This is a genomic window from Pseudomonas orientalis (assembly GCF_001439815.1).
Classification (GTDB): domain Bacteria; phylum Pseudomonadota; class Gammaproteobacteria; order Pseudomonadales; family Pseudomonadaceae; genus Aquipseudomonas; species Aquipseudomonas orientalis.
Window position 1 is genome coordinate 191,008 of sequence record NZ_JYLM01000009.1, and the last position, 14,173, is coordinate 205,180.

Genomic DNA, 14,173 nt, shown 5'->3' on the forward strand with positions numbered 1-14,173 from the left:
GGTCAAGCGGGTCAGCCAGTGGCATGGGGGGCAGGTGCAAGTGCTCGATTCGGAGTGGGGCGGGGCGTCGTTTCGGATGACGTGGGGGTATGCTGATCAGGCTAATAGAAATGCCAGTCTGTAGAGACTGGCATTTTTTATCAGCGCGTGAACCAGCGTGGTTGGTAGTTAACGACGCCGTCTACGATGACAGGTGGTTTGTTGACTTCAGCAATATTGACTTTAATCGTTGCGCCATGATTTTTTTTCACGCCGACAATGATTTTATTGACGAATGTCTTTTTGATTTTGTTATCCGCAAGAAAGTCGAGCGTCTTCGCATCAGCTCCCGCATGTGATAGTGCAAAATTTTTGCGTTCCAAATTGCGTTGCGTGGTCACGAAGGTTGAACCCGGATCCACGGTTACCGTTCCTTCAAACGCCTTCACAGGTCTCCCAACTTCTGTTTGAAATAAACGCCCAAACGCTCTACTTTTACCTTCGGCTGAGTGACATACCAGCAGCCGGATATTGTCGAAGCTGGCAGGGTCCACTCCCCGAGTTCGCAATAATTTGATCAAGTCTTTAGCGCTATAGAGTTTGTTATCTATGAGCACTTTTGTGCCTGAACCGAAGAAATTATCAACCCAATCTCGCTCGGTGCCATGGGCTACGATGTTTAATCGTTTTAAATCTTTATATTCGTCTACAAACGTGTGGATTTCGTTACCGATCAGTTTTAGATCTTTCATTTTACCGCCCAATTGAATCACGTTATCGCGCCCTAACTCCCTATCCAGCGCACGCGCCCTGCTTGTACGGCCGCCACCGCTCGTACCCGGCAGTGCATCATCAATGTGAGCATGAGGCGTGTAATTCTCAAGTGGCTTGCCATACGACCTGTTTTTCAGAGGATCGAATGCATGCCATTTTCCGCTGTTGTTATCCAGCTTCGCCGGCGCAGACAAGGTCGCACCGCCTTTTTTATAGGTGCCCTCGGCAATGTCGGGACGGGAGGCAAACTTGGACAGTTCATAGCGTCCGGTTCTGGCACGCCCCAGGTTTTTGAATGGCCCGTTGGGCGTATAAGAAGAAATATTGGATGCGCTTTTGAACAGTTGGCTGCCGAATGCTCGAGTGCTCCTGAACCGGGAGGGCACCGAGGATAGCCCCCGAACTGTTTTCGGCAAACCAGGCGCCAGAAGCATGACACCATCAAATACAAGGCCGATGGTCGCCTCTTGCCAGTCTCCCTGAATCGCCTTCCTGATCCCGTTCGCGAACGGGATGGTACCCAGCAAAGCATCGGTATTGGCTTCGTGCTCGCCGTCTTCTTCGTCAAATTTGGTTGTGTGGTGGGCTGCGGCCGTCAGAATTTTCAGGTCGCAGTCCTGATAGGAATAACGGGTAACCAGGTTACTGAGAAACTGGCTGCGCTGACTATTATAGGAATCAGGAATAGACGTCTGATCTGAAGCGCGGGCCTGTAAATCTTCAGCCCGTATCCGGTCGTCGAGGAGCGGCTCGACAATCACGTTTTTATAAGTGAATCCTGTGACCGACTTTTTATTTTTTTCTTCCCATTCACCTTGTAAGCCAGCGTTGACGGGGCTTGGGCGTATGTAATTTTTTGCCGGATTGAATTCATAGGTAATGGTGCGCCCTTGATGAGTGGCTCTGATCAGCAGGGGTTCCTCAATGTTGCTTTTCTGCGGCGTAGGGTACGAAGTGCTCGTGTAGCTTGCGATTCCGGTAGCGGTGAATTTTTCAATCGGCCTTTTACGAAGTATCTCGAGGTTCCCATATTCAAGTTGCTGTCTGTCGGCCAGGGGCAATTGTGCAATCAAGTGCTTGGTGAGGTTGGTCAACGAACTCGTTCTACGACGATCGAAATCCGCCAGTTCGGTTTTGTGAATGTGCTTAATATCAGGAAGGATGCTGAGCGACTGGATGGCCCCTGTCGGGACCTTCTGCTGGTCGAATGAGTACCACTCTTTATTATCTTTCAGGTTCTTGAGGTTCTGGGAGAGACTCAGATCCAGCAGCGAATACGGGCCATACGTGACGTCCCACGGTGCGCTATTAAGTGCGTTACTGGTTTTATCCGCGCCTCGGGTGATGACCTTGGCGGTAAGGTCGACATTTTTAAAGTGCTTGCCCATCAGCTCCAACGCCTTATCTTTCAGGCGGGGCAAGGGGGCGCTCAAGTCGGCGCTGATAGTTGTCAGCCCGTCCATCACCTCAGAGAATGTGCTTTGCGCCGCGCTCAGTTGCTGGGCCGAATAGGTTCGCGTGGTGGATGCTGGCAGGACCCCATACATCAACGCCCAATCGATCAATGCGTCCTGCTTGACCTCATTGAGTAGCTGTTCATCCTCGTCGTTGATCTGTTCGAGACTGCCGTAGCTTGCCACTTGGTTGAAGGTCATTTCTGCGCTGCTGCCGGGGCTCTTGGCCTCCAGGAAGGCCACCGTGGATTTCAGGCTGAACCAGCTGGGCGAGCCGTAGGTCACGTAGCTGGGAATATCTTTGACCAGCAATTCAGGTGCGGCCCGGGAAAGCAATAGATAGGCAGCCGTCGGCGCCAAATCAGGGGTGGCGCGCCCGGTGGACACCAAATGTTCCTGAAGACCCTGACGGACATTCTGCAACGGCCTGCCATAAAAGGCTTTATCGGCCAGATCATACTGGGCCACCTCATTTCTCTTGGCAGGATCCATCCACGATGGAGAGCCCAGCCCCAGCGACATTGCCGCCAGGATCCAATCGCAACTGTCTTTATCTTCTGCGGCCCCCATCTTTTTCTGAAGGGTGGCTTCCAATTCTCTGGCTTTTGGTGAAGCGAGAATCTCGCTCAATATATAGCGGGGATATTGAAGCTGTTGAGAAGTGAAGTGCAGGTTTTTTGTCAAGTAATTAAAGGCACCGCCTTTTTTATCGCTGGCGTGCGTGCCGTCGAGTCCAGGCAGTTGCAAGTTGTTATAGGCGATGTGCGAGTAAACTTGCTTTTGTTCATCCAGGCTCAGGGGCGCCGCCCAACCTAAGGCACCTGTGAAGTTGCCATCAGTCGGGGCTGGTAGAACGTCGTGCCTGAGGTGCTCAATAAGGATCTTTATTTCACCTTTTGTTTCTGGAATTTTACGACCGGTATCGGCGATGAATTGCTCAATGCTGACCTTATCCTCGGGCATCAATTGCGCGTCTTGAAAGTACCAGGAAGAGGGATCGACCTGTACATGGTTACGCTGCAGGAATTCCTTGACCTTGGCCTTTTCAATGCGCTCGGCAGCCTCGGGTGTCTGCGGCTCGGCGATGAAATGCGGTTGGGTGTTAGCGGGCTCAGTCCCGGGGCCGAGTGAGTCGAGTGCTTTGCTTAACTGCTGAAACAATCGGATTTTATTGTGAATATCGCCCAGCGTCCTTTGTTGCCGCTCAAGCACATCTTCGGATCCCCTCTCAAGCTGCGCGCTTGAAAGGGAGGTATCGGGCATTGGAAATGCGCCTACTTGTTTCAGCTCATTTGCGCGGCTCATAGCCTGCTCCCGGGTCTCAGGAAGAGACTCGCCGTAAAACTTGGCGATCTCAAACAGCGTGGCAGGACGCTCGGCATGTGCGCTGGGCGAAGACCGGTCAGGGGCGGGCACCACGATGGAGCTCCGCCCCGGTGCCAGTGTGCTCGCGGCCTGCATGATCAAGCGCCAGGAGTCTGGCAAGGGTTTGCCTTGACCGGGTCTGAATATTTCCAGTTCCGCAGGTTCATGACGGGAGCGGGGTTTGAGCGTCACCGTGATGTGTTCCTGCGACCCGCCCAATTGAGGGGAAATGCGAATGGGCTTGGAACGATCAATTTTGTTGAAGTCGGCCCATTGCTGAAAGTCAGGGCCTGCGAGCAGGTCATCAAGATGCTGGCGCCATTGCCCGAACTTTGAGTCTGGGGAAACAGGTAACAATGGGTTGTCGTAGTTGTTTGCACTCTCATCATCTGCCGCATCGACCAGCTCAGCGGCATAAGCGGCGGCAAGTTGGCTATCAGCTTTGTAACCTGGCGAAGCCTTGATCAGCTCCATCCATGATGAGGTCGGGGCCTCGTGCTCGGCAGGTCGCGCTGCTACGGCCGTATTCGCCGCAGTGGACTCGGTGGAAGAGGGTTGCTCAGTAAAAAGATTTTCTGCGGGGCGTTGAGAGATAACGGGCATCGATAGACTCCGGAAAGACGGCTTAGCTACCGCACGTTTCGTACGTGAAGCAGTGCTAATCCGTCGTCTGTTTCCGAAACCGCGTTCCCGCTTTGACTATTGCAAATTTTATCGGGTTACCCAACCCAATCAGCATGGTTCTGTGCAGGCCTTAGTGATCCATGGCACTCAGGATCGCATGGGCCACTTTCACCCGCTCGGCATTCGGGTAGTTCCGGTTCGCCAGAATCACGACGCCAATGTCCCTGCTCGGCACATACGCCACATAGGCGCCAAACCCACTGGTGGAACCGGTTTTGTTGTACAGCACATCGCTCGGCTGCGCCTGCGCCGGTTTCAGCCAGTTGACCCTGTGTGGTTCCACGGCCATCGGCGTTGAGTTGCCGTCGATCAGCGCTTGCAGAGAGATGGGGTAGGGGTAGCGTTCCCAGCCCAGGCCCTGGGTCATGCCGTCGACGCTGTAGTAACCGGTGTGGGTTGTGGCGATCGCCTGCTGCAGCGGCGCGCTCAATGTTTCGGGGTGCATGTTCAGCATCACGTAGCGTGCCAGGTCCTGGGTGCTGGTCTTGATACCGTAGGCTTCGCTGTCCAGCGCCCCGGTGCCCACACGCACCGGTTTTTCCTGTTTGTCGTAGCCTTGGGCATACCGGCCGCGTTTGTCGGCGGGCACATTGATATGGGTATTTTTCAAGCCCAGCGCCGGCAGCAGCGTCTGTTCCATGGCGGTGTTGAATGGCTGGCCCAGGCTTTTGGCCGCGAGATAGCCGAACAGGCCGATGCTCGGGTTGGAGTAGAGGCGCTGGGTTCCCGGGCTGTAACTGGGTCGCCACGTTTTGTAGTAATCGAGCATGGTCGCGGCGCTGTCGGCCTCACTTGGAAATTGCAACGGCAGGCCGCCGGCTGTGTAGGTTGCCAGTTGCAACAGGCTGATGCGATCGAATGTACTGCCGGCCAGATCGGCCCAGTGCCGGCTGGCGCTGTCCGACAGCTTCAGCTTGCCGCTGGCCAGGGCATAGCCACCGAGCGTTGAGGTGAAGGTCTTGGTCAAAGAGCCGACTTCGAACAGCGTGTCTTCAGTGACAGGCTGCGCGCCCTTCTTGGACGCAACGCCGTAGTTAAAGTATTGCGCCTGACCGTTCTTCACCACGGCCACCGACAGCCCGGCGATGCGCTGCTGCTGCATGAGCGGTTCGATGTTGCTATCGACGACTTTGCGCAGGTCAGTGACCGCCATGCAAGGGCCGGAGGCCAGCAACAATGAGACAATTAGGAGGTTTCGTACGCTAAGACAGGATTTTTCTTGCATGTTATTTTCGCTTCCATGTATCGGGTTGACGAATGCTTAGGCCTGCGCGGGCTCCGCCAATCTAGGCGCTGACAGGAGCGGGTGCAAACGATGATATCTTGCGCCAGCCATTAGAAAAATTAGGGCCAATCATGCTGCGCTCCCATCTACCCCTTAATGCCCTGCGCGCCTTCGAGGCTTCCGCCCGGCACCTGAGTTTCACTAGGGCTGCCATCGAGTTATGTGTGACTCAGGCGGCGGTCAGCCACCAGGTTAAAAGTCTGGAAGCGCAACTCAATGTCACATTGTTCAAACGCCTGCCTCGCGGGCTGATGCTTACGAGCGAAGGCGAAACCCTGCTGCCGGTGCTGCGCGAATCGTTCGACCGCATTGCCCATACGCTGGGGCAGTTTGAGGCCGGGCATTACCGTGAAGTGCTCGCGGTCGGCGCGGTCGGTACCTTTGCGGTGGGTTGGCTGTTGCCGCGCTTGCCGGATTTCCAGAGCCGCTACCCGTTCATCGATCTGCGCCTGTCCACGCACAACAATCGCGTCGATGTCGCCGCCGAAGGCCTGGATTACGCAATCCGTTTCGGCGCCGGCGCCTGGCACGGCACCGAGGCCTGCCAGTTGCTGGAAGCACCGCTCAGCGTGCTGTGTGTACCGCACCTTGCCGAACAGTTGCACACGCCGGTCGATCTGTTGAAGCACACCTTGCTGCGCTCTTACCGCGCCGATGAATGGAGCCTGTGGTTCCAGGCCGCCGGCCTGCCGGCAGACACCCTGGCACCGCGCAGCATTGTGTTCGATTCGTCGTTGGCGATGATGGAAGCCGCGCTGCAGGGTGCTGGCGTGGCACTGGCGCCGGCGCTGATGTTTTCGCGGCAATTGGAGCGTGATGTGATTCGCCAGCCGTTCGAGGCGCAGATCAGCACCGGCAGTTACTGGCTGACGCGCTTGCAGTCGCGTGCCGAAACGCCTGCGATGCTGGCGTTCAAGGGGTGGTTGCAGGCGAGTGCCGTCGGTGTCTAACCGAGGTACTTGCGAAACCATCCCAGGGTGCGTTCCCAGGCCAGGTTCGCCGCCGCCTCGTCGTAACGTGGCGTCGAATCATTATGAAAACCATGATTGGCGCCCTTGTAGATATACGCTTCGTAAGGGGTGCCCGCGGCCTTCAGCGCCTGCTCGTACACCGGCCAACCTTCATTGATGCGCGTATCCAGCTCACCGTAGTGCAGCATGATCGGCGCCTTGATGCGCGGCACGTCCTTCGCCTCGGGCTGGCGTCCGTAGAACGACACGGCCGCGCCCAGTTCCGGGTAGGCCACCGCCGCCGCGTTGGTGACGCCGCCGCCATAATAGAAACCGGTGATGCCGACTTTGCCGGTGCTGCTGTCGTGCTGCATCAGCCACTCGATGGCGGCAAAGAAGTCATTCATCAGTTTGGTCGGGTCAACGGTCTGTTGCAGGGCCACGCCTTTTTCATCGTTGCCGGGGTAGCCGCCCACCGAGGTCAGGCCGTCCGGCGCCAGGGCGATAAAGCCCGCTTTGGCCAGGCGCCGCGCGACGTCTTCGATATAGGGGTTCAGGCCACGATTCTCGTGCACGACCACTACCGCAGGTAGCTTGCCGACGGCCTTGGCCGGCCGCACCCGATAGCCGCGCACCGTGCCGTTACCCTTGGGTGAAGGGTAGGTCATGTAGTCGGCGACGATGTCGGGATCGGTGAATTTCACCTGTTCAGCCAGCGCATAGTTAGGGCTCAGGGCCGCGAGCAGGGCCGACGCCGTCAGGCCACCGAAGGTGAACAGTGCGGCGCGGTCGAGAAATTCGCGGCGGTTGAGCTTGCCATGGGCGTAGCCGTCGTAGAGTTCCAGCAGCTCGGGAGCAAAGTCCTTGGCGGTGAGACGAGTCATCGGTGCAGTCCTCGATTAGCAGTATGGCGGGGGACGACACTTCTGTTTAGCAGGCCTTGGGCCGTAGCGCTAGCGCGCGAACCTTTTGGCCCCGGCCACGCAACCGATCACCGCCACCGTGACCAGCAGCATGCCCAGGCTGACCTGCTCATGCAGCAGGCCCGCCGCCAGGGCCAGGCCGAAGAACGGTTGCAGCAGCTGCAACTGGCCGACTGCGGCGATGCCACCCTGGGCCAGGCCGCGGTACCAGAACACAAAGCCGATCAACATGCTGAACACTGCGACATAACCCAGGCTCAGCCAGGCCGGCAGGCTGATGCCGGTGAACGAGGCGGGCGCCAGCAGCACGCTCAACGGTGCGACGACCGGCAGCGACATCACCAAGGCCCAGCAAATCACCTGCCAGCCGCCGAGACTGCGTGACAGCGTGGAGCCTTCGGCGTAGCCCAGGCCGCAGACCAGCACCGCCAACAGCATCAGCACATCCCCCGCAGGCGCAGCGCTCAGGCCTTGAGCGAAGGCATAACCCATCACCAGCGCACTGCCCATCACTGAAAACAGCCAGAACACCGGCCTGGGCCGCTCACCGCCGCGCAGCACGCCGAAGATTGCCGTCGCCAGCGGCAGCAGGCCGATAAACACGATGGAGTGCGCCGAGGTCACGTACTGCAGCGCCAGCGCGGTCAGCAGCGGAAACCCGATCACCACGCCGAGCGCGACGATGGCCAAGGGCGTCCATTGCTGGCGGTTGGGGCGCTTTTCCTTGAACAGTCGCAGCAGGCACAACCCAAGGACGGCGGCGAGCGTCGCGCGGAGCATGGTCAGGAACACCGGGTCAAACTCCATCACCGCCAGGCGCGTGGCCGGTAACGATCCGCTGAAAATCAGCACGCCGATAAAACCGTTGATCCAGCCTTGGGTGCGGGTGTCCAGAGTGCCGAGCGGGGAAGTGCGTTCCATGGAAGTTGTCCGAAAAAGGAAGTTGCGTAGGGATCATCCTAGGGCTGAAGATTGGGGCAATCAAAAAATTGTCATGGATACACCCGCTATGCCGCGCGCCCGTTACAAATCCCTGGTCGATAGGTTCGCCGAGGCCATTCGCTCGGGCAGCATGCCGCCCGGCACACGCCTGCCCACGCACCGCCAGCTCGCCGCCGAGCATGGGTTGGCGTTGGCTACGGCGAGCCGCGTGTACAGCGAGCTGGAGGCGATGGGGCTGGTCAGCGGCGAGACGGGGCGTGGCACCTTCGTGCGCGAGATAGCGTTGCCGCCGGGGCAGGGCAGCGGGCAGATGCCGGTGGCAACGGGCATGCTCGACCTGAATTTCAACTACCCGTCATTGCCCGGCCAGGCGGACCTGCTGCGCAACGCACTGCGCCAGCTGGCGTTGTCGGGCGACCTCGAAGCGCTGCTGCGTTATCAACCCCACGCCGGCCGCCCGCATGAGCGCGCGGTGGTCGCGCGGCACTTGTTGCATCGCGGGCTGGCGGTGCAGGCCGAACAGGTGTTGCTGGTCAGCGGTGCCCAGCACGGCTTGGCGGTCACGATGATGGCGCTGCTCAAACCTGGCGATGTGATTGCTGTCGACGCATTGACCTATTCCGGCTTGAAGGTTCTGGCCGAGACCCTGCACCTGGAAATCGTCGCAATCGCGGCCAGCGCCACCGGCCCGGACCTGGATCACCTGCAGGCCCTGTGCCGCAAGCGCCCGGTGCGTGCGGTCTACAGCATACCGACCGTGCATAACCCGCTGGGCTGGGTGATGAGCCTGGTGCAGCGCGAGCGCCTGGTGGCGATTGCCCGAGAGCATCAGTTGATGATCATCGAGGACGCCGCCTACGCATTTCTCGCCGAACACGCACCGCCGCCGCTGGCGACGCTGGCGCCTGAGCGCACAGTGTACGTCGGTGGGTTTTCCAAGAGTGTCGCCACGGGATTGCGCGTGGGTTTTGTCGCGGCGCCCCTGGCTTGGGTCAAGCACCTGGAGCGCACCCTGATGGCAACCACCTGGAACGTGCCGGGGGTGATGAGTGCGATCGCCGTGGCCTGGATCGAAGACGGCACCGTTGCGCGGCTGGAGGCGCAAAAACGCGAAGACGCCCAGGCGCGGCAACGTGTGGCGGCGCAAGTGCTCACGGGGTTGAGCTATATCAGCCATCCTTCGTCGTATTTCCTGTGGCTGCCGCTGACCGAAGACGCCCGCGCCGATCAGGTGGCCATGAGCTTGCAGCGCGAGGGTATTTGCGTATCCACCGCCGAACCCTTTGCCGCCTCGGCCTATGTGCCTCATGCATTGCGCCTGGCCCTGGGATCGGTGTCGATGACGGCGTTACGCGAGGCGCTGACGACGGTGCGCAGGGTGGTGCAATGGTGAGCCGTGGCTGAACGGCTCACCGGCATGGGTCAGTATTTATAAGCCTGACGACCGATCAGCAGCCATTTGCCATGCTGCTTCTGCCAGACCTGGAAGTTGTCGATATCGGTCGGCACTTCCACGCCGCTGTTCACCGCCAAGGCGTGGAAGTGGTTGCGCACCAGTGCGGTGTCGCCGTTCAGGGTGATGGTCTGGTTTTGCATTTCCAGCGTCTTGAACGCGCTGGTATGGGTTTCCAGATCAGCGATGAACTGCGCCTTGTTCTGCACCTTGCCGCTGGAATGGCCGTAGGTGAGGGTGTCCGAGGTCAATGCGTGAAGTTGCTTGAGATCCAAGTGCAACATGGCTTGGGTAAGCTGGTCGACCGCCTGGGCCACCTCCTTCTCGGCGGGGGCCGGCGCGGCTGCGACGTAGCCGCAGAACAGGCACAGAAAAGCGATCAGCACTTTGAGGTTGGGCATGGGTGTTTCCTTGTTGTTGTGGGTGTAAATACGACGAGGTCTGTCGTCGTACAACCATGCATTAATTTTGAGGGGGAAGGAAAGTGAAATTTTGCAGGGTCCGGCTGCTAGAGGTTATGTTGGTGGCCAACATTCCCACCCGCGAGACATGAAATGGACTTTGACTGGCACAGTGGCGTTATCACCCGCGCTACGCCCGTAACCCCCAGCTACAAGAATACCCAGAATGTGCGCCGCTTCATGCTTGAGCACTGCGGCCCGGGGTTCAAGTTCAACCGTCCCTTCATGGCCTGGATACGCAATGGCGTGCCCAAGACGCTGGGCGATGTGGTGGATGAGTGGCAGCGTCGCGCTGCTTGAGATGAATACAGCAAAATCGTACACCGCTGTCTGTAGGAGCGAGCTTGCTCGCGAAAAACGTCAACGATAATGCGTGCTTTCTGAATGAACGCGGTGCCTGTGAATTTTTCGCGAGCAAGCTCGCTCCTACACAACGCCGCAGCGCCCACCGGTAACCACGATGCGAAGCGAGTCGCTCTTGATCTTGATCTGCTTTTGATCTTAAGCGCCCCGTTAAACCACGCTGGCCGGAGAGAGGGCACACCGAGCCTGGGCGAGGTGCCGAGTGGTGGGGCAAGAGCGTTTTGCTTACTTTTGCGCTTTTCAAAAGTGAGCCGCTGTAAAAGCGGAACCTATAGCAGCCGTTACCGCAGAAACGGATATGTACTCGATCTGATCCAGCATCCTGGTCGGTCCTGAGGCCGCCATCGGGGGCAAGTCGAATCGTCGCACCGCCCCTCCCACCTTGGACGGTGCTCAATCGGCCAGCGGCGGTGTCCGTGGTGGAATCAGGCGTTTGTTGCCAGTGGCTTCAAACCCGGCGGCAAAGCGCAGCAGCGCCGAATCGTCATACGCCCTACCTGCAAACGTCAGCCCGACCGGCATGCCGATATCCGCCATCACGCCCATCGGCACGGTGACGGTGGGCACGCCAAGGTGGCGGATGGCGAGGTTGCCGTTGGCCACCCACACGCCATTGCTCCAGGCGATATCGGCCGAGGCTTCGTTGACATCAGCGTCGGCCGGGCCGACATCCGCCACGGTCGGGAACAGCACCGCGTCGAGGCGCAGGTTGTCCATCCAGTCTTCCAGGTCCAGGCGACGGGTTTGCTCAAGGCCGCGCAAGCCGTCGGGCAAGGTGCTGATCTCGTTCCACGGCGTGATGCCGCGCTGGGCCATGCGCACGTATTCGTCCATGCCGGCGGCCAGGTCGTCTTCGCGGTTGGGCAGGGTGCCGGGGTCGTGGGGGAAGATGTTCGGGCCGTCGACATCCGCCAGGCGGTTCAGGGCCGGGTCGCCGTTGGCGCGCAGGAAGTCATCAAAGGCCCAGGCCGACAGTTCCCACAACTCATCATGCAGAAACTGCCTGGACACCAGGCCACGGGTGAACACCGTCGGCGCGCCGGGGCGGTCGCCTTCGCAATTGGACACCAGTGGGAAATCCACCTCGATGACTTCGGCGCCAGCGGCTTCCAGAGCCTGGCGCGCCGCTTGCCACAGCTCGATCACCGAGGTGCGGGTGTGGATCTTTTGTCCGGTTGGCCCGCCGATTCCCGGTTTTTCGCTGGTGCCGGCCTCGGGGTCGGCGTTGATGTACATGCGCGGCACGCCAAAGCGTTTGCCGGCAAGGGCCGCGCTGCCTTGGGCCAGTTCGGCATAAGACGCCGGGCGCACCGAGCTGACGGCGGGGATCGGCACCCAGGGTTGCAGGCGCCACAGGTCGCCACGGGTATCCGGGTCGTCGGCGACCACCACCTCGAGCACTTCCAGCAGGTCCGCCATGGTGCGCGCATAGGGTACTACCACGTCCATGGTCGGAGTCAGCGGCCAGTTGCCGCGCACCGATATCACCCCACGCGAAGGCGTGTAGGCACACAGGCCGTTGTTGGAGGCCGGACCGCGACCGCTCGACCAGGTCTCTTCAGCCAGGCCGAACGCGGCGAAGCTTGCCGCCGTCGCTGTGCCGGTGCCATTGGACGAACCCGAGGCGAACGGTGCGGTGAGGTAAGCGGCGTTGTACGGGCTTTCGGCACGGCCATACACACCCCGTTGCATGCCGCCGTTGGCCATGGGCGGCATATTGGTCTTGCCCAGGCAGATGGCGCCGCCGGCGCGCAAGCGCTCGATGGTGAACGCATCGCGCTGCGCGACCAGGCTGGCGAACGCCGGGCTGCCGGACGCGGCGGTGAGGCCCTTGACCAAGTAACTGTCCTTGGCGGTATAGGGAATGCCATCCAGCGGCCCCAGAGTCTGGCCTTTGGCCCGGCGTGCATCGGACGCCTCGGCTTCTTCCAAGGCTTCGCCATTGCGCACTACCACGGCGTTCAGCGCGGTAGCGGTCTGCGGACCGTCATAGGCGTCGATCCGCGCCAGGTAGGCGCGGACCAGTTCAACGGCAGTGGTCTGGCCGGATTCAAGCGCAGCGCGCAATTGGGCAATGGAGACTTCGGTAACTTGCATCACGTTTTTTTCGCCGCCTTCACGTGGGGGTATGGCGGCAGTCTACGGACAGATATTTGCCAGTGCCAGCTTACTGCTAAGGTAAGCGGCCTGATCATCCACATTGCGCTCCAAGGAGGAGAACATGACCAGACCCTACATCGCCCTGGCCGGCTTGCTCGGCTTTTCGCTGTACACCGTGGCGACGATGCTGACGGCCGAGCAATCGCTCATCGCGTTTGGCCGGGAACTGATGTCGCGGCCGGACACCGCGCAGGTGGTGATTGACCTGTACCTGATGGCGATCCTGGCGTGTGTATGGATGTACCGGGACGCGCGCGGGCGAGGGCGCACCGTGGCGTCGTTGATCCCCTATTTCCTGTTGACGGCGGTGTTCGTGTCGGTGGGGCCGCTGCTGTATATCGTCGTCAATGGGTTCTCCCGTAGCCCACCGAACCAGGGTTGACGCAGGCTCCGGTGGCGAGCGAGCCTGCTCACTCGCCACGGTGGGTGGCATCATCAAGGGTTGAGAAACGCCTGGTAGTTGTCCTTGGTGATCTGCTGATAAGGAATCGTCAGTTCAGCCGTGTACGGCTCATGCTTGACCATCTTCAGCGCCAGGTCGATGGAACCCACTGCCTGGCCCTTGTTGTCCTGATACACCGTGACCAGCAGTTGGCCTTTTTTCACTGCCTCCAGCCCTGCCGCACCGCCGTCGCAGCCCGCTACCAGAATGTCCTTGCCCGGCTGCATGCCCGCCTGGCTGATCGCCATGGCCGCGCCGATGGCCATCTCATCGGCATTGGCGGCCACCGCGTCAATCTTGCGCCCGGATACAATCCAGTTATTCATCAGGTCGATCGCCTTGCTGCGTTGCCACTCCGCGCTTTGCTCCTCAACGATCTTGATATCGGGGTAATCCTTGAGTACGGCCTTCACGCCCAGTGTGCGATTGTAGGTGGCGTTGTTGGACAACAGCCCGAGCATGATCGCCAAGTTGCCTTTGCCGCCCATTTTTTCCGCCAGATAGCGCATCTGGATTTCCCCGGCCTTGATTTCATCCGAGCCGACATAGCCCACTCCCGGCGGCACCTCCTTGAACTCGGGGCGGCGGTTGACGTACACCAGAGGAATCTTGGCCTGCCGGGCGTTGAGCGTGATTTTTTGCGTGGCCGCCGTGTCCACCGCGTTGACAATGATTGCGTCCATGCCTTGGGCGGTGAAGTTCTGCACCTGATTGAGCTGGCGCACCACGTCGCCCTGGGCGTCTTCAAATTGCAGGGTTACGCCGGGAAGCTCCTTGACGTGGGCCGCCATGTAGTCGCGCATCTGTGCCAGGAATACGTCGTCGACCTGGGCGATGCTCACGCCGATACGCACATCGGCCAAGGCCCAAGGCGTAACGACAAGAGTAAAGAGTGCCGTCAGGAGTTGCTTTCTCATGATGTTGCTCCACTGTTTTTG

The 14,173-nt window shown here is 59.6% G+C and carries 11 protein-coding genes; 4 read left to right on the forward strand and 7 right to left on the reverse strand.

Going from position 1 to position 14,173, the window contains the following annotated elements:
• Positions 1-140: 140 nt before the first annotated feature.
• Both TU82_RS21365 and ampC read right to left on the reverse strand, forming a co-directional pair.
• Complete coding sequence (locus tag TU82_RS21365; protein WP_057725204.1) at positions 141-4,175, reverse strand: hypothetical protein; 4,035 nt, start codon at positions 4,173-4,175, stop codon at positions 141-143.
• A 151-nt stretch (positions 4,176-4,326) separates the two neighbouring features.
• Positions 4,327-5,481: a class C beta-lactamase gene (ampC, locus tag TU82_RS21370; protein ID WP_057725205.1), complete on the reverse strand. Its 1,155-nt coding sequence runs from the start codon at positions 5,479-5,481 to the stop codon at positions 4,327-4,329.
• 131 nt (positions 5,482-5,612) lie between these two features.
• Between ampC and TU82_RS21375 the strand changes: the two genes are divergently transcribed.
• On the forward strand, positions 5,613-6,491 hold the full coding sequence (locus tag TU82_RS21375; protein ID WP_057725206.1) for a LysR family transcriptional regulator: 879 nt from the start codon (positions 5,613-5,615) through the stop codon (positions 6,489-6,491).
• Here the strand turns inward: TU82_RS21375 and yghX are convergent.
• On the reverse strand, positions 6,488-7,375 hold the full coding sequence (gene yghX / locus TU82_RS21380; protein WP_057725207.1) for a YghX family hydrolase: 888 nt from the start codon (positions 7,373-7,375) through the stop codon (positions 6,488-6,490). The two genes, TU82_RS21375 and yghX, sit on opposite strands and share 4 nt — an antisense overlap.
• Positions 7,376-7,444: 69 nt before the next feature.
• On the reverse strand, positions 7,445-8,335 hold the full coding sequence (locus TU82_RS21385; RefSeq protein ID WP_057725208.1) for a DMT family transporter: 891 nt from the start codon (positions 8,333-8,335) through the stop codon (positions 7,445-7,447).
• Between the two features lie 88 nt (positions 8,336-8,423).
• Between TU82_RS21385 and TU82_RS21390 the strand changes: the two genes are divergently transcribed.
• The gene (locus TU82_RS21390; RefSeq protein ID WP_057725209.1) at positions 8,424-9,749 is read left to right on the forward strand and encodes an aminotransferase-like domain-containing protein; all 1,326 of its coding nucleotides are present in this window, start codon (positions 8,424-8,426) and stop codon (positions 9,747-9,749) included.
• Positions 9,750-9,778: 29 nt separating this feature from the next.
• Here the strand turns inward: TU82_RS21390 and TU82_RS21395 are convergent, their stop codons facing one another.
• Positions 9,779-10,210 carry a nuclear transport factor 2 family protein gene (locus TU82_RS21395; protein ID WP_057725210.1) on the reverse strand — a complete coding sequence of 144 codons (432 nt, stop codon included), beginning with the start codon at positions 10,208-10,210 and terminating at the stop codon, positions 9,779-9,781.
• Positions 10,211-10,363: 153 nt separating this feature from the next.
• On the opposite strand from TU82_RS21395, the gene TU82_RS21400 reads away from it, so the two are divergent.
• Positions 10,364-10,570 (forward strand): DUF6434 domain-containing protein, encoded by a 207-nt coding sequence (locus TU82_RS21400; protein ID WP_057725211.1) that lies wholly within the window; start codon positions 10,364-10,366, stop codon positions 10,568-10,570.
• Between the two features lie 456 nt (positions 10,571-11,026).
• Here the strand turns inward: TU82_RS21400 and TU82_RS21405 are convergent, their stop codons facing one another.
• A complete protein-coding gene (locus tag TU82_RS21405; protein ID WP_057725212.1) occupies positions 11,027-12,733 on the reverse strand; it encodes an amidase in 1,707 nt (568 codons plus the stop codon).
• A gap of 121 nt (positions 12,734-12,854) precedes the next feature.
• Between TU82_RS21405 and TU82_RS21410 the strand changes: the two genes are divergently transcribed.
• Positions 12,855-13,175, forward strand: a complete 321-nt coding sequence (locus tag TU82_RS21410) for a DUF2834 domain-containing protein (protein ID WP_057725213.1) — start codon at positions 12,855-12,857, stop codon at positions 13,173-13,175.
• Positions 13,176-13,228: 53 nt separating this feature from the next.
• On the opposite strand, the gene TU82_RS21415 is transcribed toward TU82_RS21410, so the two are convergent.
• Positions 13,229-14,152 (reverse strand): sugar ABC transporter substrate-binding protein, encoded by a 924-nt coding sequence (locus TU82_RS21415; RefSeq protein ID WP_057725214.1) that lies wholly within the window; start codon positions 14,150-14,152, stop codon positions 13,229-13,231.
• Positions 14,153-14,173: the final 21 nt, after the last annotated feature.

Excerpts from the sequence above, each read along its gene's own strand:
- TU82_RS21365 (WP_057725204.1), bottom strand. The coding sequence starts at position 4,175 with ATGCCCGTTATCTCTCAACGCCCCGCAGAAAATCTTTTTACTGAGCAA.
- ampC (WP_057725205.1), bottom strand. The coding sequence starts at position 5,481 with ATGCAAGAAAAATCCTGTCTTAGCGTACGAAACCTCCTAATTGTCTCA.
- TU82_RS21375 (WP_057725206.1), top strand. The coding sequence starts at position 5,613 with ATGCTGCGCTCCCATCTACCCCTTAATGCCCTGCGCGCCTTCGAGGCT.
- yghX (WP_057725207.1), bottom strand. The coding sequence starts at position 7,375 with ATGACTCGTCTCACCGCCAAGGACTTTGCTCCCGAGCTGCTGGAACTC.
- TU82_RS21385 (WP_057725208.1), bottom strand. The coding sequence starts at position 8,335 with ATGGAACGCACTTCCCCGCTCGGCACTCTGGACACCCGCACCCAAGGC.
- TU82_RS21390 (WP_057725209.1), top strand. The coding sequence starts at position 8,424 with ATGCCGCGCGCCCGTTACAAATCCCTGGTCGATAGGTTCGCCGAGGCC.
- TU82_RS21395 (WP_057725210.1), bottom strand. The coding sequence starts at position 10,210 with ATGCCCAACCTCAAAGTGCTGATCGCTTTTCTGTGCCTGTTCTGCGGC.
- TU82_RS21400 (WP_057725211.1), top strand. The coding sequence starts at position 10,364 with ATGGACTTTGACTGGCACAGTGGCGTTATCACCCGCGCTACGCCCGTA.
- TU82_RS21410 (WP_057725213.1), top strand. The coding sequence starts at position 12,855 with ATGACCAGACCCTACATCGCCCTGGCCGGCTTGCTCGGCTTTTCGCTG.
- TU82_RS21415 (WP_057725214.1), bottom strand. The coding sequence starts at position 14,152 with ATGAGAAAGCAACTCCTGACGGCACTCTTTACTCTTGTCGTTACGCCT.